18 protein-coding genes are annotated in these 25,230 nt (G+C 64.0%); 7 read left to right on the top strand and 11 right to left on the bottom strand.

All coding sequences use genetic code 11. The annotated features are described in order from the left end of the window. Positions 1 to 125: 125 nt before the first annotated feature. The gene (locus tag ACTPOI_RS18585) at positions 126 to 2,237 is read right to left on the bottom strand and encodes a methyl-accepting chemotaxis protein (RefSeq protein WP_440111445.1); all 2,112 of its coding nucleotides are present in this window, start codon (positions 2,235 to 2,237) and stop codon (positions 126 to 128) included. 162 nt (positions 2,238 to 2,399) lie between these two features. Continuing rightward, positions 2,400 to 2,789 carry a response regulator gene (locus ACTPOI_RS18590; protein WP_440111447.1) on the bottom strand — a complete coding sequence of 130 codons (390 nt, stop codon included), beginning with the start codon at positions 2,787 to 2,789 and terminating at the stop codon, positions 2,400 to 2,402. A 627-nt stretch (positions 2,790 to 3,416) separates the two neighbouring features. Between ACTPOI_RS18590 and ACTPOI_RS18595 the strand changes: the two genes are divergently transcribed. Further along, complete coding sequence (locus ACTPOI_RS18595) at positions 3,417 to 9,521, top strand: PAS domain S-box protein (RefSeq protein WP_440111449.1); 6,105 nt, start codon at positions 3,417 to 3,419, stop codon at positions 9,519 to 9,521. Positions 9,522 to 9,851: 330 nt separating this feature from the next. Here ACTPOI_RS18595 and ACTPOI_RS18600 read toward each other — a convergent pair whose 3' ends face one another. Next, positions 9,852 to 10,805 (bottom strand): hypothetical protein, encoded by a 954-nt coding sequence (locus tag ACTPOI_RS18600; protein ID WP_440111451.1) that lies wholly within the window; start codon positions 10,803 to 10,805, stop codon positions 9,852 to 9,854. Between the two features lie 7 nt (positions 10,806 to 10,812). Here ACTPOI_RS18600 and ACTPOI_RS18605 point away from each other — a divergent pair, with 7 nt between their 5' ends. Both ACTPOI_RS18605 and ACTPOI_RS18610 read left to right on the top strand, forming a co-directional pair. Further along, positions 10,813 to 11,796 carry an IS5 family transposase gene (locus ACTPOI_RS18605; protein ID WP_440111453.1) on the top strand — a complete coding sequence of 328 codons (984 nt, stop codon included), beginning with the start codon at positions 10,813 to 10,815 and terminating at the stop codon, positions 11,794 to 11,796. Positions 11,797 to 12,189: 393 nt separating this feature from the next. Further along, positions 12,190 to 13,260: a DUF6352 family protein gene (locus ACTPOI_RS18610; protein WP_440111455.1), complete on the top strand. Its 1,071-nt coding sequence runs from the start codon at positions 12,190 to 12,192 to the stop codon at positions 13,258 to 13,260. Between the two features lie 82 nt (positions 13,261 to 13,342). Here the strand turns inward: ACTPOI_RS18610 and putA are convergent, their stop codons facing one another. Continuing rightward, entirely contained in the window at positions 13,343 to 17,131 is a 3,789-nt protein-coding gene (gene putA / locus ACTPOI_RS18615) for a trifunctional transcriptional regulator/proline dehydrogenase/L-glutamate gamma-semialdehyde dehydrogenase (RefSeq protein WP_440111457.1), read from the bottom strand. Between the two features lie 119 nt (positions 17,132 to 17,250). On the opposite strand from putA, the gene ACTPOI_RS18620 reads away from it, so the two are divergent. The 3 genes from ACTPOI_RS18620 (at position 17,251) to rlmD (ending at position 19,691) form a co-directional block, all read left to right on the top strand. Beyond that, positions 17,251 to 17,727 carry an Lrp/AsnC ligand binding domain-containing protein gene (locus ACTPOI_RS18620; RefSeq protein ID WP_440111459.1) on the top strand — a complete coding sequence of 159 codons (477 nt, stop codon included), beginning with the start codon at positions 17,251 to 17,253 and terminating at the stop codon, positions 17,725 to 17,727. A 102-nt stretch (positions 17,728 to 17,829) separates the two neighbouring features. Beyond that, entirely contained in the window at positions 17,830 to 18,144 is a 315-nt protein-coding gene (locus tag ACTPOI_RS18625) for a hypothetical protein (protein WP_440111461.1), read from the top strand. An 86-nt stretch (positions 18,145 to 18,230) separates the two neighbouring features. Beyond that, positions 18,231 to 19,691, top strand: a complete 1,461-nt coding sequence (rlmD, locus tag ACTPOI_RS18630; RefSeq protein ID WP_440111463.1) for a 23S rRNA (uracil(1939)-C(5))-methyltransferase RlmD — start codon at positions 18,231 to 18,233, stop codon at positions 19,689 to 19,691. Positions 19,692 to 19,807: 116 nt separating this feature from the next. Here rlmD and ACTPOI_RS18635 read toward each other — a convergent pair whose 3' ends face one another. Continuing rightward, positions 19,808 to 20,191, bottom strand: coding sequence for a hypothetical protein (locus ACTPOI_RS18635; protein ID WP_440111465.1), 384 nt, complete (start codon positions 20,189 to 20,191; stop codon positions 19,808 to 19,810). 120 nt (positions 20,192 to 20,311) lie between these two features. After that, positions 20,312 to 21,007: a Bax inhibitor-1/YccA family protein gene (locus ACTPOI_RS18640; RefSeq protein ID WP_440112680.1), complete on the bottom strand. Its 696-nt coding sequence runs from the start codon at positions 21,005 to 21,007 to the stop codon at positions 20,312 to 20,314. Positions 21,008 to 21,233: 226 nt separating this feature from the next. Between ACTPOI_RS18640 and ACTPOI_RS18645 the strand changes: the two genes are divergently transcribed. Then, the gene (locus ACTPOI_RS18645; protein ID WP_069106132.1) at positions 21,234 to 21,641 is read left to right on the top strand and encodes a GlcG/HbpS family heme-binding protein; all 408 of its coding nucleotides are present in this window, start codon (positions 21,234 to 21,236) and stop codon (positions 21,639 to 21,641) included. A gap of 344 nt (positions 21,642 to 21,985) precedes the next feature. Here the strand turns inward: ACTPOI_RS18645 and hemP are convergent, their stop codons facing one another. The 5 genes from hemP to ACTPOI_RS18670 all read right to left on the bottom strand — a co-directional run bounded on the left by hemP (position 21,986) and on the right by ACTPOI_RS18670 (position 24,731). Further along, a complete protein-coding gene (gene hemP, locus ACTPOI_RS18650; protein ID WP_440111467.1) occupies positions 21,986 to 22,204 on the bottom strand; it encodes a hemin uptake protein HemP in 219 nt (72 codons plus the stop codon). A gap of 267 nt (positions 22,205 to 22,471) precedes the next feature. Next, the gene (locus ACTPOI_RS18655) at positions 22,472 to 22,882 is read right to left on the bottom strand and encodes an ExbD/TolR family protein (RefSeq protein ID WP_440111469.1); all 411 of its coding nucleotides are present in this window, start codon (positions 22,880 to 22,882) and stop codon (positions 22,472 to 22,474) included. A 3-nt stretch (positions 22,883 to 22,885) separates the two neighbouring features. Next, on the bottom strand, positions 22,886 to 23,608 hold the full coding sequence (locus ACTPOI_RS18660) for a MotA/TolQ/ExbB proton channel family protein (RefSeq protein ID WP_440111471.1): 723 nt from the start codon (positions 23,606 to 23,608) through the stop codon (positions 22,886 to 22,888). A 28-nt stretch (positions 23,609 to 23,636) separates the two neighbouring features. Further along, a complete protein-coding gene (locus tag ACTPOI_RS18665; RefSeq protein ID WP_440111473.1) occupies positions 23,637 to 24,341 on the bottom strand; it encodes an energy transducer TonB in 705 nt (234 codons plus the stop codon). A 159-nt stretch (positions 24,342 to 24,500) separates the two neighbouring features. Continuing rightward, complete coding sequence (locus ACTPOI_RS18670) at positions 24,501 to 24,731, bottom strand: (2Fe-2S)-binding protein (protein WP_440111475.1); 231 nt, start codon at positions 24,729 to 24,731, stop codon at positions 24,501 to 24,503. Between the last annotated feature and the right edge of the window lie 499 nt (positions 24,732 to 25,230).

Raw genomic sequence — 25,230 nt, forward strand, 5'->3', positions numbered from 1 at the left:
GCCTTGCTCCTGACGACCGCGGTCTTGCGGTTGGCGCTCCCCTGCATGAAGTCGCGCCCTGTCGAGGTGCTCATCGCCCGACCTGTCCGCCTGACCGCATATTCACGGCGGCGAAACAGCCTGCATCAGAACGACGTCCAGTCGTCGTTGTTGCTGCCGGCCCCCGCCGTAACCGGCAGAGTTTTCGGCGCCGCAGTGGCGGCACGCCTGACGGGCGTCGGGGCGGCCTGCACATCGTGGACCATTGGCGTGGCACCGCCTGCCTGCACGATGCCGCGCAACTGCCGCAGGCTGCTGCCCACCATCTGGCCAGACTTCATGAACGGCGTGCCAGTCTCCAGCTGGGCCTGGGCGCGGCTGGCCTGTCCTTGGTTGAGCAGGTCAGCCACCTTGCCAGCCTCTTCATGAAAGCTCTTGTGATGGCGCACCAGTTCGCTGAACGCCGGCACCCGGCCCCACTTGCGACCACCGCCCCCATAGATCCAGGTACCCAGTTCGCAGCAGTCGTCGCGCCGCAGGTTGGTTGCATCCACTTTGCCACCTTTCAAGGCGGCGTTGCGCAGGGTGATGCGCCACTGCTGGTGGGCCGCGAGGGCTTTCTCGAAATCCAGTTCGTCCTCTTCCACATGCGAGCTCACCCGTTCCTTGCGCATGGCCACGGCATCTTCCTCGGCCAGGGTGATGTCTTTGTCGGTCAGCTTGAAAACCCGGATGGTGTTGTGCACCAGCGCCACCTGGCGGTCCAGTGACTGCGCAGCAGCGGCCAGTTCTTCGACCATCGCGGCGTTTTGCTGCGTGATGCCGTCCAGTTGCGCCACTGCCTCGTTGATCTGGCTTACCCCTGTTTCCTGCTCCGTGCTGGCGGTGCGTATCTGGACCAGCAGGTTGACGGTCTTTTCGACCGACGCCATCGCCTCGTCCATGCGGGACTGCGCTTCGCCGGTGATACGGGTACCGGCCTCGACACGGGCGCGGGAGTCGGTGATCAGCTCGCGCACTTCACGGGCCGCGCCTGACGTGCGCTGTGCGAGCGCCCGCACCTCGGCCGCTACCACCGCAAAGCCTCGACCCTGTTCGCCGGCGCGCGCGGCCTCGACCGCTGCGTTGAGAGCAAGGATGTTGGTCTGAAACGCCACACCTTCGATGACTTGAAGGATTTCACCAATCTTGTTGGACGACTGTGAGATCTCCTTCATGGTCTCTGCCACCAGCTGCACCGCTTCATGGCTGCGCCGCGACGTGGCTGCGGCCTCCTGTGCAAGATCAGCGCCCTCGGTGGCCATCTGTGCGGTATTGCGCACGGTGCCGGTAATTTCCTCCAGCGATGCAGCGGTCTGCTCCAGGCTGCTCGCCTGCGACTCTGTCCGTCCAGACATGTCGTTGTTGCCCGCAGCGATTTCCTGGGTGCCTCCGCGCAGGTTGGCCACTTCATGGCGGACGTCGCGCACCACAGTGCGCACGCTCACTGCCAGTTGAGCCAGGGCGAGCTGAAATTCGCCCGCTGGTCCGCTGGCATTGACTTTGACGGCACGGGTCAGGTCGCCGGCAGCCAGCAGGTTGGCGGTGTCCAGCAGATCCACCATGGGCTGGACCAGCATGCGGTAGGCCAGTGCGGTACTCAGCGCCACGATGGCAGCGGTGGCTGCGAGCCCCAGGTAAAGCGGCAGTCCCAGCGCCTCCAGCGCAATCGCCACCACGGCAGGCAGGGCAATCAGGCCGGCAATCCGGGTACCGGTGCCAAGGTTCAACCATTGCGCCATGCGCCCCATCAGGCTGTTGCGCACCACTCGCCCTTGCTTGAGCACCGTGATGCGTTTGCCTGCCGCAGCTTCGGCCCGCATGGTGGCATAGAGCCGCTCCGCGGCCTCCACCTCGTCGTCGTCCGGCGCGGTGCGAACCGACAGAAACCCCACCGTTTTGTCCCCACTGCGCACCGGCGTGGCATTGGCTCGCACCCAGTAGTGGTCGCCGTCCTTGCGCCTGTTTTTCACCAGCGCACTCCATGGGCGGCCGTTTTGTATGGTGTCCCACATGTCACGGAAGGCTTCCTCCGGCATGTCGGGGTGCCGCACCATGTTGTGCGGCTGGCCTAACAGCTCGTCCTGCTGGAAGCCGCTGGTCATGGTGAAGTTGTTGTTGCAGTACGTGATCCTGCCCTTCAGGTCCGTCACCGAAATCAATGTCTGATCGGCTGGAAACCGATACGCCTTTCCCGTTACGGGTTGGTTGTTTCTCATTCGTTGTCTCCAAAAGGATCCGGTCTTACGACCCACGCTGGCTTCTCACACGATGGGCGCCCGTTACAGCGCCCCAGGAAACTGAATATGGGGCACGTCAACATTGGCAAAACGATCAAAAGCGGCATCTTTACAGGCGAAACAAGCACACAGGCCACCACCTCACACAAGTTTCAAGCGTTGCAACTCTCCCTGCAGTGCATTGCTGTCTAGCGGTTTGGGGAGGTAGCCATCGGCCCCTTCCCCAAGCAGCCGGGCACGGTCGTCGGCGGAGTCGTGACCGGTGATCATGATGACCGGCGTGCGGGTCGCACCTGCCTCACGCTGGCGGATCGCGTGCAGGGCGCGCACCCCGTCGAGCACGGGCATGGTGACGTCCATCAAAACGAGGTCGAAATCCTGCGCTTCCATGGCGCGCAGCGCCTGAGCGCCATCAGATACCACGACCCCGCCATGCCCCATATCACGCAGAACACGCACCGCCAGGCGCAGGTTCAGGGGGTGGTCATCAGCGACCAGGACTCGCAGTTTTTTAGGTGGGGCCAGGCTCATGACGGGATTGCCAAAGGAGGGTATTGCCGCGTTTGGCTCACGGCCGCGGCTGCGGACACATCAAGCAGATCCAGCCCGTCGGTTTGTGCAACGAGCGTTGCACGTAATGCACAGGGGAGGCGTTTGTGCGGCACGTCAAGGCGATCATGGCCCCTGGTGTACTTCTCATCGGGGACCCGATGAAATGTGGGCGATTGTTCGCACGCTTGGCTTGCGAGCGATTTGAGCGAGCCGTTGTGAAACGACTGCGGCACCATCGTCGGCGGGTCTTCCAGCTGCGCCACTGCCTCTGCGAATCCGCACCGTTGAACGGGATCGTTCCCGCGGCTGCACGACGCCGACGGGCTCGCTGTGTTGCTTGTCAATGCATTGGCGCGAACCGGCGAGCTCAATCTTCGTTTCGCTTCAATGGATTGGCGCGCGGGCACAGATTGCCAACTGGTGAAGTGAGACCGGCATGCTGGGTGCGACAACACGATGTACCGCTCCCGATGATCTAAAGGGGTTAGCTTCACCACGTCAAGTCTTGTTGCGTTCATGGGGCTTGAATGTTTGGCAACTGAGCGCCCGCTCAGTATGGCGGAGGCCCCGTCATTGCGTAACAATGTGTTTTCAATGTAAACCAATTTGATAGAGTGCGGCGAACAGAATCTGAAGGTCACGTCGTCGCGTCCCATGTTTCACGCCCCTTCCACTGAAACCGCCGTCCCGGCGGACCGACGCGATCTACTACCTCCCCTGTTGTGGGCCGCCCTCGCGCTTTGCTTGGGGCTCGCGCTGACGGCGTGGATGTCCGCGACGCTGTACAACTATCAGAGCCAGCGTCTGCAAACGCGCTTTGACAGCGAAATGAGCCGGGTGAGCGACGACATCACACGGCGTTTCCAGACACCCGTTTACGGGCTGGCCGGTGCGCGGGGGGTGTACGCAGTCAACGGGTCTGTCGACAGGGCGGCCTTCGATCGCTATGTGGCCTCGCGCAACCTGGAGCAGGAATTTCCCGGTGTGCGCGGCATCGGCTTCATCGAGCGGGTCGAACGCGCTCAGTTGGCGGCTTTCATTGCACGTGAGCGTGCCGATGGTGCGCCCGAATTCGAGGTGCGCACGCAGGGTGACGCCGCCGACCTCATGGTGATCAAGTTCATCGCACCGCTGGCACGCAACCGCGCTGCCCAGGGCCTGGATGTCGGATCCGAAGCGGTGCGACGTGAAGCGATTGAACGTGCCGCGCGCAGCGGACAGCCTGCCTTGACCGGAATCATCACCTTGGTGCAGGACCAGCTGTCGCGTCCAGGTTTCCTGCTGTTCGTCCCCGTGTACCACCCGGGGCAGCCATTGGGCACGCCCGAACAGCGTCGTGCGGCTTTTCGCGGCGCGACCTATGCGCCCATCGTGCTTGAAGAACTGCTGGAGCCTGGTCTGGGTTCGCTGCTGGCCAGTGATTTGCGGTTACAGCTGACGGACGAGCCAGCGTCCAAAGGCGGGAAGGTACTGATCCAACTTGGCGCGAATGACGCAGGCCACTCAGGGCTGCGAAAGGAGCAGGCGCTTGAGCTTTTGGGCGAAACGCTGTATCTCACAGCCGACAGCACGCCGGCTTTTGAGGCCACTGCCAATCGCCCGATGGTGTATGGCCTGGGTGCTGCCGGTTTGGTGCTCAGCGTTCTGCTGGCCTTGTCTATCTGGCAGCTCACCAGCGGCCGACAACGGGCCATCGCCACGGCCCAGCGCATGACTGTGGAACTGCGCAAGCTTGCCCTGGTGGCTCAGCGCACTGCCAATAGCGTGCTGATGACCGACCCGCACCTGCGTATCGTCTGGGTCAATGATGGCTTTTCGCGCGTCACTGGCTACAGCCTGGATGAAGCACGGGGCAAAACGCCCGGTGAACTGCTGAGCAGCGGCAAGGCAGACCCCGCCGCATTGGCGGCGTTGACGGAGGCTAGCACCCGAGGCACGGCCTGCCGCGTCGAAATCCTCAACCGGGCAAAGAGCGGACGGGAATACTGGATCGATACCGAGGTGCAACCCATCCGCGACGAGACGGGCCAGCTGACCGGTTTCATCGAGATCGGGCTGGACATCACAAAAGAACGCGAGACCAATGAACGGCTGTTGCAGGCGCTGCTGGAATCAGACGTTCAGCAGCAGCAGCTGGATCTGCTGGCGCAGGTGGCACGCGAGGCGACCAATGCGGTCGTGCTCACCGATACCGAGGGTCTTGTCGAATGGATCAATGAGGGCTTCACGCGCATTACGGGCTATACCCTAGAAGAGGCGAGAGGTCGCAAGCCCGGGAGCTTCCTGCAATGTTCCGGAACCGACCCCGTGACTGTGCGGGAACTGCACGAGGCCATAGCAGCGCTGCGGCCGTGCGAGGCAGAAATCCTCAACCGCGCGAAGGATGGCCGGCTGTACTGGCTGGCGCTGGCCATTCAGCCGCGTTACAGCAGCGAAGGCCAGCATATCGGCTTCATGGCCATCGAGTCCGACATCACCGACCGCAAGGAGGCCGAACGTGCCCTGCGCGAAAGCGAACAACACTTCAAGAGCCTGCTGGAAGTGGCATCCGACTGGTACTGGGAGACCGATTCCGATTACCTCTTCACCAATCTTGTAGTTACGTATGACGCAGACGCGGGTGCTCTCACCATGCCGGACGTTGGCCAGCGGCGCTGGGAGATCCCGGGCGCCAAACCTCTGAATGGCGACTGGAGCGAGCACATCGCCGCCCATGACCGCCGGGCCAGCTACCGCAATTTCGAGTACCTGCGGCAGTTGCCCAACGGCGAAATCCATTTCTACGCTGCCAGTGGCTTTCCGGTGTTCGACACCTTCGGACACTTCGTGGGTTACCGGGGAACAACACGTGAGACGACAGCGCAGAAGCGGCAGGAAATGAAGCTGCGTCAAGCCTTGAGCGAGAACAAGGCGCTCATGAATGCGATTGATCAGGGCACCATCTATTCGGTGGCCGATCTGCAAGGCACCATCGTTGATCTCAACGACGAGTTTGTACGCATCAGTGGCTATGACCGCGAGGAGTTGATTGGCGCCAATCACCGGTTGCTCAAGTCCGGAGTGCAATCCGACAGCCTCTGGCACGAGGCATGGTCGACGATCTCGACAGGTCAGGTGTGGCACGGCGAGGTCTGCAATCGCGCCAAAGGCGGCTCGCTGTACTGGGTCGATTCGACCATCGTGCCCTTCTTGGGAGTGGATGGCCTGGTTGAGAAATACATCTCCATCCGCATCGACATCACCGCGCACAAACGTGCACAGCTGGAGATCGAAACGCAGCGCACGCGCCTGGACAACATCATCCGTGGTACCAACGTAGGCACCTGGGAGTGGCACGTCCCGAGCGGGCAGACGGTTTTCAACGAGCGCTGGGCTGCGATGGTCGGCTACACCCTTGAGGAACTGCAGCCCGTGTCCATTGATACATGGGCCAGACTGGCGCACCCGGATGACCTTCAATCATCACAGGAGGCTCTGGAGAGACATTTTTCCGGACAGTCGGACTATTACGAAGTGCAGGGGCGGATGCGGCATCGGGACGGGCACTGGGTATGGGTGCACGACAGGGGCCAGCTCGCGAGCCGCGAAACAGATGGGTCTCCCGGATGGATGTATGGAACGCACCAGGACATCACGGCACAGAAACAGGCCGAACTCGCGCTGCGCCTGAGCGAGGCCCGGACGAAAACCCTGTCCGAGCTTTCGGCACAGTGGTTCTGGGAAACGGATGCCCAGTTTCGGTTCACACGCTTCCAATGCGGTGACACGGCGCTGCTGAAGCAGCTCAATACCCTGGCAGTGGGTAAGCGGCGGTGGGAAATGGACGTTGAGCCCATCAGCTCCACCTGGGCTGAGCACCAGGCCCTCATGGAGAGCCGCATGGTCATTCGCGATTTCGAGTACCGGCGTACCGATGCGGACGGGGTGCATTACTGGTCCATCAACGGCGCGCCCTGGTATGACGAGGCGGGCGACTTTGTGGGCTACATCGGTTCGGGCTCGGACATCAGTGACCGCAAGAATGCCGAGTTCGAGATTGCGCGCGGGGCCGCTCTGCTGGACCGTACCGCACAGATTGCCAGGGTCGGCGCCTGGCGCGTAGACCTCCGCACCCGGGTGCTCGAATGGTCGGCCGAGACTTGCCGTATCCACGAGGTACCCGTGGGCGATCAGCCGAGCCTGGACGAGGCCCTCAACTATTTCACGCCCGAGGCGCGGCCCGTCATACAGGACCTGGTAGCCCGCGGACTGGAGACGGGCGAAAGCTGGGATGTGGTGCTGCCCGTAGTCACGGCCCAGGGCCGACCCATCTGGGTGCGTATGCTGGGCGAGGTGGAGGTGCAAAACGATGAGCCGGTCGCCTTGATCGGCTGCATCCAGGACGTGACCGAACGGCACCTGCAAGCTCAAGCGCTACTGGCGGCCAAAACCCACGCCGAGCAGGCCAGCCAGTTCAAGAGCCAGTTTCTGGCCAACATGAGCCACGAGATCCGAACGCCGATGAACGCGATCCTCGGCATGCTCAAGCTGTTGCACAACACCCCTTTGCAACCACGCCAGGTCGACTATGTGAGCAAGACGGAAGGCGCAGCCAAATCACTGCTGGGCTTGCTCAACGACATCCTGGATTTTTCCAAGGTGGAAGCGGGCAAGATGACGCTGGACCCGCAGCCTTTCAATACCGACCAGCTGATGCGCGATCTGTCGGTCATCTTTGCTGCCAGCGTGGGCAACAAACCCGTGGAGGTCCTGTTCGACATCGACCCGCGCGTTCCGCGCCATCTGGTGGGTGACAGCCTGAGGCTGCAGCAGATACTGATCAACCTGGGCGGCAATGCCATCAAATTCACCGAGCGCGGCGAAGTGGTGCTGCACGTGCGCCTTGAGGGCCTTGAAGGCGAAGGCAGCGCCCGCCATGCGCGGGTGCACTTTGCCGTGCGAGACAGCGGCATTGGCATCGCGCCCGAACACCAAGACAAGATCTTCACAGGATTCACCCAGGCGGAGGCGTCCACGACCCGGCGCTTTGGAGGCACGGGACTGGGCCTGTCGATCTGCCGGCGGTTGATCGAGATGATGGGCGGGCAACTGGCACTCCAAAGCGCCATGGGACATGGCAGCACCTTTTCGTTCACCATTGCGCTGCCGCTGGTCAGCAACGCTGGCATCGAAGAGACCGCCGCCTTTGCGCCCGGGTCTGGCGATACCGGCGCATCGCCCGCACTGGACGGACCGGTGCTGGTGGTGGACGACAACCCCCTGGCGCGGGAGCTCATGGCGACGATGGGCCGCACCATCGGCTGGGAAGTCGAGGTGGCAGAAGGCGGTGAAGCGGGTCTTGCGCAGGTTCACGCGCGCCTGGATCAGGGTACGCCTTACCGGGCGATCTTCATCGACTGGCAGATGCCTGACATGGATGGCTGGCAGACCAGTGCCCGAATCCGCCAGCTGGCAGCACAAGAGCCGGGTGGAGGCTTGCCACCGGTGATCCTGATGGTGAGCGCCAATGGGCGCGAAATGCTGGCCCAGCAAACCACCGAGGTGCAGGCGCTGATCGACGGTTACCTGGTCAAGCCCGTGACGGCCTCCATGCTGACCGACGCGATCCGCGACGCGCTCAATGTGGACAGCAAGCCCTCGGGCCCCCGGGTCACCAAAAGCGCCGTGCGCCCTTTGGCGGGCCTGCGCATCCTGCTGGTGGAAGACAATGCCATCAACCAGCAGGTGGCAGAAGAACTCCTCACTGGCCAGGGCGCTCTGGTCGATATCGCTGACAACGGGCTGCGCGGCGTGGAGGCGGTGCAAGCGTCGATGACGGCACACAACCCTTACCACGCGGTGCTGATGGACATGCAGATGCCTGTGATGGACGGACTGGACGCGACCCGTGCCATACGCGAACGGCTTTGCCTGGCCGACCTGCCCATCATCGCGATGACCGCCAACGCCATGGCCAGTGACCGGGAGGCCTGCCTGGCCGCGGGCATGAACGATCACGTCGGCAAGCCCTTCGACCTCGCTCGGCTTACCGCCACCCTTTTGCAATGGACCCGGGGAGAGATGGGGGTCGCGCCGTTCAATGGCGAGACCATCGGGGGAGGGCTGTCGTCCGATCCCCAGCCGATGGCCGACCCACAGGTAAGCCTGCCGCTGCTCAACCGGGCTGCTGCCCTGGCGCGGGTCGGTGGTAGCGACAGCCTGCTCGACAAGCTCAGTGCCCAGTTCCTGGGCGATCTGCCGACACTGCTCCAGGCCTGCGAAGACGCGCACCGCGCTGGCGGTGCCGCCGAAGCGCAGCGTTCGCTACACACTTTGAAAGGTGTGGCTTCAGTGGTTGGCGCAGATGCTCTGGCTGATGTGGCACGACAGGCAGAACAGTCCTGCAAGCAAGGTGCACAGTGGGATCTGCAACGGTTGCAGGCCATCGCCTCACAGACCCGCCAGGGCCTTCAGGATCTGGGTATCGACGCACCACCTCAAGAGCAGGCTGAATACGAGCCTAAGCAATCCACACTGACAAGTGCCGAGCACGAGATCCTTGTGCGGATGCTGCCTCTGCTGGAGGAGTCAGACATGGAGGTATTTACCGAAATGGACAATCTTCTGGCCACAGGGGTCACCGGCCGGTGGGCGCCCCTGGATGACGTCGTTCAGACAATGGATTTCGCCAAGGCGATTGACTTTATTCGCCGCGAGCTGAATGATCATTGATCGATAACCGCTGCAGGGAATGGGCCCAATTCAACGCGCCTCAGACTGTACGGAGGTGGGTGCGCTTGCGGCTTCAATCGCTCGCTTCCTCGTGGCCGCGTGATTTCTGGTGCGATCAATACACTTCTGTGGCGTCATCCTGTAGATCGGCTTTCACAAGGAGAGCTGATTGACAGGCCGGATAAAAAACATGGAATGAATCTGCCCTCCCTTCAGCCCTACCGATCTGGAGGGGCTGAGTCCGTCAACCACCTGAAGAATGACGGGCATGAATAAGAGCAGGTTCGGTCATCCTCTGTCAGGAGCGTTGACGCTGGTATTGCGAGGGCTTCAGGCCTTGGGTTCGCCGGTCACAGGGTCGTAGATCCGGCCATCAAAATTGATGATGTTGCCGGTGGCCAGGTCCAGGCGGGGCAGCTTGTATGTACCGGCGCCCTTGCCGTCCATGCCTATGTAGTCGGCATTGGCGTACTTGACCCGGTTGTTCTCTGCCACGACGCCCTCAGGGGTCCACTTGTTTTGGGTCAGCCATTCCGAGATGTTGACGCCGAAGGGGGACTCGATCTCTCCGGTCATTCGTTGCCTCGCGAGGGTCGGGTCCATGCTGAAGCCCTCGGCAGCCAGAAGTGCTTCCGGATGTTCCTCGTAATATGCGGCGATCTCTGGCGACATGGAGGTAAGGTCGCTTTTTACCAGCGTCGATCCATCTGTGGGGAATTTGGACAGCTGCCCGTTGCGGACCGCTTCGTAATCCGCAGCGAACTCTGGATGGTTCTTGAAGAACATGTAGCGGTCGACGACAGTGTCTTCTCCACCGCTCATGACCATAGAGACCACGCGGATGTAGTCTGGCGGCTCATAGTCGGCGGCAAATGTATCGCCCAAGCCCTTTTCCCATGCTCTAAACTCTTCCAGGTTGTTGAATGGTGCGGCCGCCGGCGCGCTAGCAGGTTTGGTATTCAGTGCGACAGCCGCGCTCGGTGCTTGCACCACGCTCTGACTGAAGGCGCCTGCCGTTGGTTTGTACGCGGTTGCCTGAGCAGCAGGTGTCGCTGTCGGTTCTGGGCTGCCTGCGGCGGCCGTGCCTCCCAGCTGCTCGAGCGTGTTCCGCAGCTCCTTGAGAAACGTGAGCGGATCCGCCTGCGGATGGTCCCGGGCGGTACGCTCTGCCGCTCGCGCAGCCAAAGTGCCGGTCACGCCGATGGATGTCAGCAGGTTGGTTGTCTGGGAAATGTCTAGGGAAGGTCTGCACAACCCTGCCGCCACCCTCGTGATGTGAGACATTGCCGACATGAAGCAAATGAGCCTGGGCGAGAGCGGATACGAGCGCAAGACCAAGCGCACGCGCAAGCGCGAGTTTCTCGACGAGATGAACCTGGTGGTGCCGTGGGCCGAGCTGGTGGCACTGATTGCGCCGCACGCGCCGGCCCCGGGCACCAAGGGTGGCCGCCCGCCGTTTGCTGTTGAGACGATGCTGCGCATCCACTTCCTGCAGCAGTGGTTCAACCTGTCGGACCCGGCGATGGAAGAAGCGCTGTACGACACGCCGACGTTTCGTGAATTCGCCGGGCTGGACATGGGCGAGGACAACCTGCCCGATGAGAGCACCATCCTGCGCTTTCGCCACCTGCTGGAGCGGCACAACCTGAGCTTGCAGATCCTGGCTACCGTCAACGCCACGCTCAGCGCCAAGGGCCTGCTTCTGAAGAGCGGCACGGTGGTGGACGCCACGCTCATTGCCGCGCCGAGCTCGACCAAGAACAGCAGCGGCGAGCGCGACCCCGAGATGCACCAGACCAAGAAGGGCAACCAATGGCACTTCGGGATGAAGGCTCACATCGGGGTGGACGCCGACTCGGGCCTGGTGCACACGGTCATTGGCACGGCGGCCAACGTCAACGATGTGACGCAGGCCGGCGCGCTGGTGCATGGCGAAGAAGCTGATGTGTTCGCCGACGCAGGCTACCAAGGCGTGGCTAAACGCGAAGAGACACAAGGCATCGAGGCCAACTGGCACGTGGCGCTGCGCCCGGGCAAACGCAGAGCCCTGGACAAGAGCAAGCCGATGGGCGCGATCATGGACAAGCTCGAACATGTGAAGGCCAGCATCCGCGCCAAGGTGGAGCACCCGTTCCGTGTCATCAAACGCCAGTTCGGGCATGTGAAGGTGCGCTACCGCGGCCTGGCCAAGAACACGGCGCAGCTGCACACGCTGTTTGCGCTCTCCAACCTGTGGATGGTGCGGCGAACGCTTTTGCAGGGGGCCCGGGGATGAGTGCGTCCGCAGCGGCCGAAAGGGCCAATAACGGGGCGCGAATCGGCCCTCGAATGACCCGAATCAGGGCGCAGTTGCCGCCATCTGAAAACTCGCGCATCAGCACTCGTCGCAACGAGCGTTGTGCAGACCTTCCCTAGCATCGGATGACTCCTAGGTTAGCTTGATCGCTCGGCTGGAGCTGCGCAGCGTGGATAGAGCTTTGGTCCAATGATCCGCTTCAGGCCCTTCCTTGATTGCGGCATGAGCGGTCGAATAACGGTTCATTTCCCGCCTATGCCGGATTTCCGACCCTACTGCAGGCCTGGCGCGCAAGGCGGCAACAGCTTTGAGTGCTGTGTGCGAGACTCACAACCCGAGCGATGGCTCAAGTTTTATCTGAACCTATTTTTCATGCCATCCCCTCACGATTTTTGGCCAGACTGCGGCTTTACCGGGCTTGAGCGCAACGCACGCGGCTGGCTCGTGCCCACCGCGGAGTATGTGCAGTGGCTGCTGGCGCGGCCCGAGCTCGCGCTGGTGCCTGAATCCTGCACTGCAGAGGTCGCATTGCACGGATCTCTGGCCGCGCAGCCGTTGCGGCCCGTGGCGCCCGCCGAGCTGCAAGCGCTGGAGGACGCCGATGCCCGCGAGAACTACGCGGTGTTTCTGCGTTTTCGCGATGCGCTGTGCGCCGCCGGAACGCTGGAGGCGTACTACCTGCAACTGATGCGCGGCGGATCGGTCAACGTGCCGGCAGTGTTTATCGACGCGCTGGTGCAGGCCATGCTGCGCAATCTGCTGAACGACTGCAACGACGCCGTGGAGGCCCGCGCGGCCGAGATGCTGTTTCGCCCGCAGCGCGTGACGCGGCAGGACGGGCGCATGCTGGCTGGAGACCGTGCCACGCTGGACATGTTCAACGAGACGGCGGGCTTGGGCGAAATGGGGCGGCTGCTGCTGGAAAGTGGCGCGTTGCAGCCGCGCATCGAACTGCAGGTGCTGGGCGCTGACACGGACGCGCAGTACTGGCAGGACAGCACCCGCTTCCGTTTCTTGCTGGACCTCACGCACGAGCTGACGCAAGACCTGAGCCACGGCCTGACCTTCAAGATGACCCATTCGCGGTCGGGCCTCAAGGGCCTGGCCCGCGTGCTGGAGCGCTGGGTGGCGCACCTGCTGGGTGTACAGGTGCGTATCGAGCCTGCGCACCAGATCACCGACAGCGCCTGGCGCTGGCATGTGGGGCTGGATGTGGAGTCTACGGCCATCCTGAACGATCTGTATGAAGACCGCCCGGTGGATGCCGACCGCATGCAGCGCCTGATCAGCCTGTTCACGCTGACGTTTGCCAATCCCGCAGAGATGCGGGCCGATGTGGCGGGCAAGCCGGTGTACCTGGGCCTGGCCACCACCGCCGATGGCGTGGTGCGCATCAAGCCGCAGAACCTGCTGCTGAACCTGCCGCTGGCCAGCCCTGTGTGAGTTGCTATATGTTTTATAGCAATAGAGGCATATGAATCAGGCGCTACAGGCCGATTTGGCTTGAAATCGGCCTCCGGGGTCGTCAACCGATGGTCATCAGGCTGGCATTGCCTCCCGCGGCCGCGGTGTTCACGCTCAGCGCCCGTTCCATGATCAGCCGCTCCAGCGGGACATCGGTGGCACCGGGCGCCAGGCTGGTCACGTTCACGATGGGGCCGGCTCGCCGGGCAAGTGCCTGGCAGACCTTCTGCAGTGAAGCGGCGTCGCCATGGTGCAGCACCGCGTCCAGCGCCGCCGAGCCGCTTTCCAGCACGTAGTCTTGCAGGGCCACCTGGGCCTGAACGGCCGCGGGTAGCCGGCTGCGCAGTGCTGCACGCTCGCCAGGCCACAGCGCGGCGCCGCCAGTGGCCAGCACTGCCGCGGTCTGGACCAGCAGGTCGCTCTCGCTCTGCGCCAGGCACAGCACATGCTGGCGTGGGGCCAGGGTGTACACGTTACGCTCTCCGGTGGGTCCGGGCAGGGTGCGTGCGGTGCCGCTTTGCGTGTCGGCTGCAAATCGCTGGCAGGCGGCCGCCAGTTCAGCGTTGCCCTCGCTCTGCGCCCACTGCTGCAGCATGGCAAGCGGTTGCAGCAGCCGCTGGCGCTGGACATCGTCGGGCGCGGTGGCGCGGTCGGCCTCTGCAAAGGTGCGGGCCAGGGCATCCGCCGGGCGCTGCGATAGCAGGCGCAGCAGGTACAGCGGCCCACCCGCCTTGGGGCCCGTGCCCGACAGGCCTTCGCCACCAAAGGGCTGCACCCCGACCACGGCACCCACCATGTTGCGGTTGACGTACACGTTGCCCGCATGAGCGCGGTTTACCACCCGGGCAATGGTTTCGTCGATGCGGGTGTGCACCCCCTGTGTGAGGCCGTAGCCGGTGGCGTTGATCTGGTCGAGCAACTGGTCCAGGTCATTGCGGGCGTAGCGCACCAGGTGCAGCACGGGGCCGAAAACTTCGCGCTGCAGCTCGCCGATGTGGTTCAGCTCGATCAGCGTGGGCGACACAAAGGTGCCGTGTGCACTCGCTGCCGAGACATGGTTTGGGTGCTGGAATACGCGATGGCCCTTGGCCTTGAACCGGTCGATGTGCCGGACGATGCCCGCTTGCGCTTCGACGTCGATCACCGGGCCCACGTCCACGCGCAGCTCGGTGGGGTTGCCCACGCGCAGCTCGCCCATGGCGCCTTGCAGCATCTCCACCACGCGGTCGGCGGCGTCGTCCTGCACGCACAGCACGCGCAGGGCCGAGCAGCGCTGGCCTGCACTGTCAAAGGCCGACGACACGGCGTCTGTCACCACCTGTTCGACCAGGGCAGACGAGTCCACGATCATCGCGTTTTGCCCGCCTGTTTCGGCAATCAGCGGGATAGGGCGGCCTGAGGCATCCAGTCGACCGGCCACGGTGCGCTGCAGAATGCGCGCCACCTCGGTGGAGCCCGTGAACATCACTCCCATCACGCGGGCATCGCCAATCAGCCGGGCACCCACGGTTTCGCCCTCGCCGGGCAGCAGCTGCACGGCGGCGCGGGGCACGCCCGCGCGCCACAGCAGGCGCACGGCCTCGGCGGCAATCAGCGGGGTTTGCTCGGCGGGCTTGGCCAGCACGGGGTTGCCTGCGGCCAGCGCTGCAGCGACCTGGCCCATGAAGATGGCCAACGGGAAGTTCCACGGGCTGATGCAGGCCACCGGGCCTAGCGGGACGTGGGTGGCGTTGTCGAACGTGCCTTGCACCTGCGCAGCGTAGTAGCGCAAGAAGTCCACGGCCTCACGCACTTCGGCCACGCCGTTGCCGGCGCTCTTGCCGGCTTCGCGCATCAGCAGGCCCAAGAGCGGCATCGTGCGGTCTTCCAGCAGGTCGGCCGCACGCAGCAGAGCGGCCGCACGGTCTGCAGGCGGGGTGGCGGCCCAGCCAGGCGCCGCCGCCTGTGCGCAGGCCAGGGCTTGATCGACATCCTGGTCGGTGGCTTCACGCACATGGCCCACCAGGTCGCTGTGGTCGGCAGGGTTGCGTACGGGCAGCGTGGGGCCTGCAGGGTGGTCGTTCCCGTCATCGCCCAGCAGCGGGCTGGCCATCCAGCCGTGATCAGCCGAGCCCTGCAGCGACGCACCCAGTGCCGCCAGCGTGTTTTCGTTGGACAGGTCCAGCCCCCGTGAATTGGTGCGGTGCGCGCCGTACAGGCCTTGCGGCAGGGGGATGCGTGGGTGCGAAAGCCCGGCGGTGCCTTCGGCCGCTGCCTGCGCGTCCACCACCTCGACAGGGCTTCGCACCAGGTCATCCAGCGCAATCGTTTCGTCGGCAATGCGGTTCACGAACGACGTGTTGGCGCCGTTTTCAAGCAGGCGGCGCACCAGGTAGGCCAGCAGGGTTTCGTGCGTGCCTACGGGTGCATAGATGCGGCACGGGCGGCCCAGCTTGCCCGCGGTGACGGCGCCCACCACTTGCTCGTACAAAGGCTCGCCCATGCCGTGCAGGCACTGGAACTCGTACTGCCCGGCGTAGTAGTTGCTGCCCGCCAGTTGATAGATGGTGGCCACCGTTTCGGCGTTGTGGGTGGCGAACTGGGGGTACACGGCTTCGGGTGCGGCCAACAACTTGCGTGCGCAGGCGATGTAAGAAATGTCGGTGTGCACCTTGCGGGTGTAGACGGGGTAGTCCTCCAGACCATCGACCTGGGCGCGTTTGATCTCGCTGTCCCAGTACGCGCCCTTGACCAGACGCACCATCAGGCGGCGCTGGGTGCGGCGGGCCAGGTCCACCACGTAGTCGATGACGAAGGGGCAGCGCTTTTGGTAGGCCTGGATGACGAAGCCAATGCCGTTCCAACCCGCCAGTGTGGGCTCGTGGCACAGGCGCTCCAGCAGGTCCAGCGACAACTCCAGCCGGTCGGCTTCTTCAGCGTCGATGTTCAGGCCAATGTCGTACTGCTTGGCCAGGGCCGTGAGGCGCAACACCAGCGGGTACAGCTCGTCCATCACGCGGCCAAACTGGGCGCGGCTGTAGCGCGGGTGCAGTGCAGACAGTTTAATGGAGATGCCCGGGCCTTCGTAGATGCCGCGCCCGGCAGATGCCTTGCCGATGGCGTGGATGGCCTGCTCGTAGGAGGCGTAGTAGCGCTTGGCGTCTTCGCTGGTCAGCGCCGCCTCGCCCAGCATGTCGTACGAATAGCGAAAACCCTCGGCCTCCATGGTGCGGGCGTTGCGCAGGGCTTCGTCGATGGTTTCGCCGGTCACAAACTGCTCGCCCATCATGCGCATGGCCATGTCCACGCCCTTGCGGATCAGGGGCTCGCCGCCTTTGCCGATCAGGCGGCTGAGCGAGTTACCCAGGCTGCCTTCGCTGTGCGTTGCCACCAGCTTGCCGGTGATCAGCAGGCCCCAGGTGGCGGCGTTGACGAACAGCGACGGGCTCTTGCCCAGGTGGGCATCCCACTGGCCGTGGCTGATCTTGTCGCGGATGAGCGCATCGCGCGTGGCCTTGTCGGGAATGCGCAGCAGCGCCTCGGCCAGGCACATCAGCGCCACGCCTTCCTGCGACGACAGCGAAAACTCCTGCAGCAGGCCCTGCACGATGCCTGCGCGGCCGGTGCTGGCCTTGCGCTCGCGCAGTGCCTTGGCAATGCGCAGCGCCAGTTGGCCGGCCGCTGCGGCCTGATCCTGCGGCAGGCGGGCCTCGGCCAGCAGGGCCGCCAGCGCCTCGGGTTCGGGGCGGCGATACGCGGCCGTGATGGCTGCCCGTAAAGGGCTCGCCAGCGGCGTGCGCGGCGCAAATTGCGCGAAAGGGGTTGCTGGTGCGGCGGCGGTCATTGCGGTCACGGCGGTGGGTTGCGTCATGGCGGTCTTTCGGGGGGTGTGGCCGACCGTTGCGTGCGGCGGCATGAATGCGATGATGTACGAGCATTCGATGAATAAATGTTCGAAAATCGGTAGAAGCACCGCACAAAAATCTAGCCATGACTGAAAACCAGCCCGATCTGGACCGCATTGACCGCAAGATCCTGTCAATCCTGCAGGAAGACGGGCGCATCGCCAACCTCAAGCTCGCCGAAGCCGTAGCCCTGTCGCCCACGGCGGTGCTGGCGCGCGTGCAGCGCCTCACGCGCGATGGCTTCATCCTGGGCTACGAGGCGCGCCTGAATCCATTGAAGCTGGGCGCCGGGATGCTGGTGTTTGTGGAGGTGCTGCTCGACCGCACCACGCCCAACGTGTTCGACCAGTTCAAGGCTGCCGTGCAGGTGCACCCCGAGATCATGGAATGCCACATGGTGGCGGGCGGCTTTGACTACCTGCTCAAGACGCGCTCGGCCGACATGAACGCCTACCGGGTGTTTGCCGGCAACGTGCTGTGGCAGCTGCCCGGCGTGCGCGAGACACGCACCTATGCCGTGATGGAAGAGGTCAAGCACACCAACCACCTGCATCTGCGCTAGGGACAGCACGGAAACAAAGGGCCTTTGCGCCGCCTTGGGGCTGCAGGCCAATGCCCGCATAATCCGCCGAAACGGACCCTTCGCCCGTGAGGAGAAAAGCCCATGAAAGCACTGCACAAAGCCCTGCCTATTGCCGCCGCCCTGTTGGCAGCCCTGTTCGCCCAGAACGCCGCCGCAGCCTGCTATGTGGTGTACAGCCCCGGCCAGGAAATCATCTACCGTGCACCCGAGCCGCCGGTCGACATGTCGCGCCAGATCCATGAAACCCTGCCCTTTGTGGCGCCCGGTGCGACCCTGGTGTTTTCTTCGGATAACACTGGCTGCGAGATCACCATCAACAAGCTGCCGCTGATGGCATCGCAAGGGGCCTCCACCGCCACGCCCATGGCCCGCGCCGCCCGGGCTGACCGCGGCTGAGCGGCCCGCTTCGGGCTGCGCGCTGCACGGGACCCCGGTCAGGCTGTGGCAGCCGGGCAGGCCCTGCAGCCTGAGACAATCGGGGGATGAGCGAACCGAAAGAACTATCCCCCTCGTTTGAACCCGCCGTCCAGGGAGCGGATGACTTGCCACCGGGCTGGCTGCAGGTGCAGTCGATGGACCTGGAGGCGCAGGGCGTGGCCCGCCGGCCTGACGGCAAAGTGGTGTTCATCGATGGCGCCCTGCCGTTCGAGCAGGTCACTGCCAACACCCACCGCAAGAAGAACAACTGGGAGCAGGCCAGCCTGACGGCCATCCACCGCGAATCCTCCCAGCGCGTGCGTCCCGGCTGCCCACACTTCGGCCTGCATGGCGGCGCCTGCGGTGGCTGCAAGATGCAGCACCTGCATGTAGGGGGGCAGGTAGCCGTCAAGCAGCGGGTGCTGGAAGACAACCTGTGGCACCTGGGCAAAGTGCGCCCGCAGATGGTGCTGCGGCCGATCGAGGGGCCCGCCTGGGGCTACCGCTATCGCGCGCGCCTAGCTGTCCGCCATGTCATCAAGAAGGGCCAGGTGCTGGTGGGTTTCCACGAGCGCAAGAGCCGCTACATCGCAGACATGCAGACCTGCAAGATCCTGCCCCCCCATGTGGACGCCATGCTGATGCCGCTGCGTGCACTCATCGCCGGCATGGACGCCCGCGACACCTGCCCGCAGATCGAACTGGCCTGCGGCGACACCGTGACCGCCATGGTGCTGCGCCACCTGGAACCCCTGAGCGCCGACGACCTGACCCGGCTGCGCGCCTTTGCGGCCGAGCACGGCGTGCAGTGGTGGCTGCAGCCCAAGGGGCCGGACACGGTGCATCTGCTGGATGAGGGCGGCGAGCAGCTCTCGTACGCGCTGCCCGATTTCGGCATCACCATGCCGTTCAAGCCCACCGATTTCACGCAGGTCAACCCGCACATCAACCGCGTGCTGGTTTCGCGCGCGCTGCGCCTGCTGGATGTGCAGCCGCACGAGCGCGTGATCGACTGGTTCTGCGGGCTGGGCAACTTCACGCTGCCGCTGGCCACGCAGGCGCGTGAGGTGCTGGGCATCGAGGGCAGCGAGGCCCTGGTGGCCCGCTCGCGCGAAAATTATGAGCTCAATAGGGCGGTAGCGCACGACCATAAAGCGTTGGCAGCTACACAATTTGTAGCGCGTAACCTGTTTGAGATGACACCTGCGATGCTGGTGGCAGATGGATCGGCCGACAAGTGGCTGGTAGACCCGCCGCGCGAGGGCGCGTTTGCACTGGCCAAGGCGCTGGCCGACCTGGAACAAGCCCGCATTGGTGCCGAGGGCGCCGAGCCATTGCCCGCGGGCGCCGAGGGCTGGACGCCGCCCAAGCGCATTGTCTACGTGAGCTGCAACCCCGCCACGCTGGCGCGCGATGCGGGCCTGCTGGTGCACCTGGGCGGCTACCAGTGCACGGCAGCCGGCATGGTGAACATGTTCCCGCACACAGCGCATGTGGAAAGCATGGCGGTGTTCGACCGGGTTTGAGGATCAGCGGGCCAGCCTGGAATGGAGGCCGGCAGGCTTGCCTTGGAAGTGTCCGCTGGGGAAGGTGGGCAGTCAGGACGGGCCGTGCGCCGCTGCCCTGCTACCGGGTAAGTAAGCTAACTGCGGCTGCGCCCAGTACCTGAATCGCGCGGCTCGGTTTCGATATCGTCCGAACGGGCCGGCTTGTCGCGCGCGGGCTTTTCGGCCTTGCCCAGCACGGAGGGCGCGCCTTCCAGCTTGTTCTCGCGCATGTAGGCATCCATTTCTTTCCAGCCCGCAAAGATGGCAGCCTTGCCCGACTTGGGGTTCAGCGTGTAGCAGTCTTCCAGCCCGCGCAGTGCGTGGCGGCAGGCGCCGCCGATGGCCTTGGCTTCTTCCTCGCGCTGCGCTACCCGCGGATCGGGTCCGAGGCCCGGAATCTTGTTGCAGCCAGACAGCACCAACACGGCGGCGGCTGCAGCCAGCAGGCGGACCACGGGAAGGGCAGGTTTGCGATACATGTGCTTTCATTATCGGCACGTCCACCGCCGTATTGAGCGTTGACCTTTCGCCGCGCAAGAAAAAAGGCTCCCGGAGGAGCCTTTTTGCAGGGTGAGGGCATCAAAGCGATGCCCCAGTCGTCACTCGCGCTCGCCGCCCATGATGCCCAGAAGGGCCAGGAGACTCTGGAACACGTTGAAAACGCTCAGGTAAAGGGCCAGGGTGGCGCTGATGTAGTTCGTCTCGCCGCCGTCCAGAATACGCTTGAGGTCATAGAGCATGAAGGCGCTGAAGATACCGATGGCAGCCACCGAGATGGCCATCATGCCGGCGGTGGAGCCTACAAACACATTGACCACAGCGCCCACCATCAGTACCAGCGCGCCCACCGTCAGCCACTTGCCCATGCCCGACAGGTCGCGCTTGATCACGCTGGCCAGGCTGGCCATTACGAAGAACACGCCTGCCGTGCCGGCAAACGCCGTCATGATCAGCTCCGACCCGTTCTTGAAGCCCAGCACCATGGCGATCATGCGCGACAGCATCAGGCCCATGAAGAACGTGAATGCCAGCAGCACGGGCACGCCTGCCGCCGAGCGCTTGGTCTTTTCGATGGCATACATGAAGCCAAAGGCGCCGCCCAGGAAGACGATCAGCCCCAGACCGCCGCTCAGCGAGCGTGTAATGCCGGTGGCCACGCCAATCCAGGCGCCCAGCACGGTAGGCAGCATGCTCAGGGCAAGCAGCCAGTATGTATTGCGAAGCACCTTGTGGCGCTCCTCCTGCGAGATGCCATAACCCGCAGAGTGGCCCAGGGTGGTGACTTGTTCGTTCATCATCTTGCGTCTCTCCTAGTTGGCCTGCAAGTCGCAGACAGCCGCAATTTTACGGCGCGCGGCATTTTGGGACCCCTAAATCCACGCCCGGTTACCTACTTTTGGTAAGGGTTCTTTCACCCTGGGTGGGGGTGAGCAGCCCGGTACTTCCCGATATGCTCGGACTTCCCCGTTGCTGCCGGCCCGCGCCGGCGGGCGCGCCCTTTATCCAGCACCTCTTGCTTCCATGAAAACCAAACCCGAACTCGAACTCGCCGACGTCAAGGCCATTGCCGCTGCCGCTGAAGCAGAAGCCCTGAAGAACCAGTGGGCCGTGACCATCGCCATCGTGGACGATGGCGGCCATCTGCTGTGGCTGCAGCGCCTGGACGGCGCCGCTGCCGTGTCGGCCCACATCGCGCCGTCGAAGGCGCGTACCGCTGCGCTGGGCCGCCGCGAAAGCAAGGTGTATGAAGACGTGATCAACGGCGGCCGCACCTCGTTCCTGAGCGCTCCGACCATTGACGGCCTGCTGGAAGGCGGCGTGCCCATCATGAAGGACGGCCAGTGCCTGGGCGCTGTGGGCGTCAGCGGTGTGAAGTCGACCGAAGATGCGCAAGTGGCCCGCGCGGGCATCGCTGCCATCGGGCTTTGATACGCGTGGCGGCCAGCACGCGGCCCCCAGAGCTGCGGTGACTGCCGCCAGAATGGATTGCTATTTAATTGATAGCAATTGGGCATTCAGTTGCAAGCGCTTGAGGCCAGTTTGGCTTCAGACCCATGAAAAAACCGGCCAAGTGCCGGTTTTTTGCGTTTTGCGTGCAGTGGCATCGTGTGGGCACCTGAAAAAAAGCCTGGCTACGCGGGTTGCCCCGTTGGCTGGCAAAAACGACCCTTTGGGACTGCGATCAGCCCCGGAGTCGCCCCACGATGAAACCTTGTGCAGATGAGTAGTGAACCGGTGTGGGTGCGAGGCCGGTAGTCGGGCCCGCACATCCGTCACTTGGTAAGGATGAGTTTTCCGAGCTTGGTAGCCTGCAGGCGGTATACCGACCCGTTGTGGCTGATGGACACTGCCTTCTGGCCCTGCAGCAGGGCACTGCTGTCCACGGCGGCTGAGGGTTCGCTGGTATTGAGCGCATGGGGGCGGGCGGCTGCCTGGCAGTCATCGCCGGGTGTGCGGAGCATGATCGAGGCGGCGGTCAAGGTGGCTTGCATGAAGTTTTCCTGTGGCAGGTGAGATGTTTCTGCAATATCGCTAATGATAACGATTCGCAATTACAAGTCAACCGGGATTTTCGTTTCAGTGTGTGAATCGGGAGGCGCAGGGCGCTACAAACATCCGGCAGTCGCTGGCGTGCCGCGTTTTTGGCAGCTCTTCGGTGCGGGTATGCGTGCCGCGTCAGCCAGACGGAACGGACCTCTGGGTCACTGAATCGGTGCGCGGCAGGCCTGCCTTGCCTGCGCTCCGCGTGCCCTTCGAGTTCAGGGCTGCGGCTCAGTCACAAAGCCGATCTTGCGCACACCCGCCCGCTGCGCTGCGGCCAAGGCCTGGGCCACGCGTTCGTAGCGCACTTCCTTGTCGCCGCGAATGTGCAGGTCGGGCTGGGGCTGCTTGGCGGCTTCGGCTTGCAGGCGGGCCAGAAGGTCTTCGTCGCTCACCTGCGATTCGTTCCAGAAGTACTTGCCGTCGGCTGCCACGGACAGCCGCACCGTTTCGGGCTTGATGTCCTCGGGCTGGTTGGTGGCGCGTGGCAGGTCCACGTTGACCGAGTGCTTCATCACCGGCACCGTGATGATGAAGATGATGAGCAGCACCAGCATGACGTCCACCAGCGGCGTCATGTTGATCTCGTTCATCACCTCGTCGGCATCGTCCTGTGTTCCGAAAGCCATGGCTCAGTTGCCTTTCTTCAGGGGCAGTACCTTGCTGCCCTGGTCACCACCAGCGTTCACGCGGGCGCCGGTCACAAAGTAGGCGTGCAGGTCGTGGGCAAAGCTGTTGAGCCCGCCCAGGATGGACTTGTTGCCGCGCACCAGCGCGTTGTATCCCAGCACGGCCGGGATGGCCACCGCCAGGCCCAGCGCCGTCATGATGAGCGCCTCGCCAATCGGCCCGGCCACCTTGTCGATGGTGGACTGGCCGGATGTGCCAATGGCCAGCAGTGCATGGTAGATGCCCCACACCGTGCCAAAGAGCCCGATGAACGGCGCAGTCGACCCCACCGACGCCAGTATGGCCAGGCCTGACTGCAGGCGCGCGGTGAACTCGTCAATGCAGTTGCGCAGGCAACGCGTGACCCAGTCGCTCACGTCCAGCGCGTCGTGCAGGTGCGCCTTGGTATTGCGGTGGTGGGCCGTAGCCTCGCGTCCCTCCAGGGCCAGGTGGCGGAATGGATTGGTTGGGTCGTTGCCGAGCTTGGCCAGGCCTGCCGCGAAGTCCTCGCTGTGCCAGAAGTCCTGCGCGCTGCGGGTGTGCTTCTTGAACTTGATGATGTCCAGCGCCTTGATGAGGATGACGATCCACGAGGCCAGTGACATGGCCAGCAGGATGACGGCAACGGCGCGCGTGACGAAGTCGCCCTGTATCCAGACGTTGGCGATGCCGAATTGCGATTCCATGAGAGAGCTCCCTGTGCGGTAATGGTGTTTATTCGAGGACGAAGTTGACGGGAACCAGGTTCCACATCGCTTCGGGGATGCCGTTGCGCTTGCCTGGCACAAAGCGCCAGCGCATCACGGCCTCTTGCGCCTGGCGGTCCAGGCGATCAAAGCCGCTCGATTGGCTGATTTCGACCTTTTGCGGCAGGCCGTCGGTGCCGATGAGCACGCGCAGCACGACCTTGCCCTGCTCGCCCATGCGCTTGCTGATGGCGGGATAGGCAGGCTTGGGGTTGTTCAGGTAGGCCGCATCGCTGGAGGGCATCTCGATGCGCGGCGGTGCGGGAGGCGCGGGCGGCGCCAGGGGCGCGGCGGGGGCAGGCGGTGCTACCGGGGCTGGCGCCTCCGCCAAGGGCGCGGGGGGCTGCGGCCGCGTCACACCGGTGGGTGCGTTGGGTGCGGGTGTGGGGTCCGCAATGGCCAGCGGCGCCGGGGGTGGCGGCGGCGCTAGCTTAGGACGCGGAGCCGGAGGCGGCACAGACGGCGCGGGCGGAGCAGGCGGCGCCGCCTTGGGCGCTGGCGGCGCGATGAACTCGCTGATCAGTTCGGCAGGCACCACCACTTCAACCGCGCGCCGCAACAGACCCGATTGCAGTGCCCACAGGGCAGCCACATGCAGCGCCACCACCGAGCCGACGATGACGGCATTGCGGCTGACGCCACCGGGCTTGGCAAAACGATCTGGGTTCGACATAAAAAAGATAGCACTAAGCGCTTATGGAGCAAGCGCTAGCGGCCAAAAGACCTCAAACGGGGTTCGAAAATGCGGTTCAGCCGCGAAAAATCCACCAGGCCGATGCAGCCACCAGGACCACACTGCCGGCGAGTGTAAAAACCAGATCTGAGCCTGGCATTACCGAGCGGGGCAGGCGCCCGCCATGGTGTGTGCAGCCGCTTCATTGTGCAAGGCCGCCACGGGGCGGGTGGGGCTGCACTGCGCCACCACATCCCGCGCGCAACCCTCACAGCAGCCGCACTGGGTGGCTACGCCCAGCTCGAACTGGATTTCATCAAAGCTCATGCCAGCACGCGCATGGCGGGCGATTTCGCGGTCGGAGATCCGGCGGCAGACACAGACGATCATGGGGTGGAGCAGCAAGGGCTGGCAATACGATAGCGAAAGTATAAATGCGAATTGGTTGTATTTGCAATCGTGACCATTGACCCATTCGAGTAAAGGTGGAATGGCTGAGGGGCAGCGATGTAAATCTTTGAAACGGTGCGGCCGGTACTGAGGGGTGGTACCGAGCCGTACCTAGAATTCGCGGCCTGGTTACCACGCAGTAAAACAATGAAAAACAAAAAACGGGGGGCACTGCTCGCGCTGCTCATGGGGGCTGCCGCATTGGCAGGTTGCGGGGGGAACCCCGGGGATAGCGGGAATAACCCGGGCGCTACCGGCCTGCCACCGGCGGTGCCACCGCTGGCGCCACCGCCGGGGTCGATACCGCCGGCACCATCGCCCTCACCGGGCGGCCCGCCACCGCTGGCGCCCGTCCCCGCACCGGCGCCCGGCCCGGCGCCTGTACCCGTGCCGTCTCCCTCACCAATCCCAGGTCCCGCTCCTTCGCCCGTGCCCGCGC

Source organism: Acidovorax sp. BL-A-41-H1 (assembly GCF_051942715.1).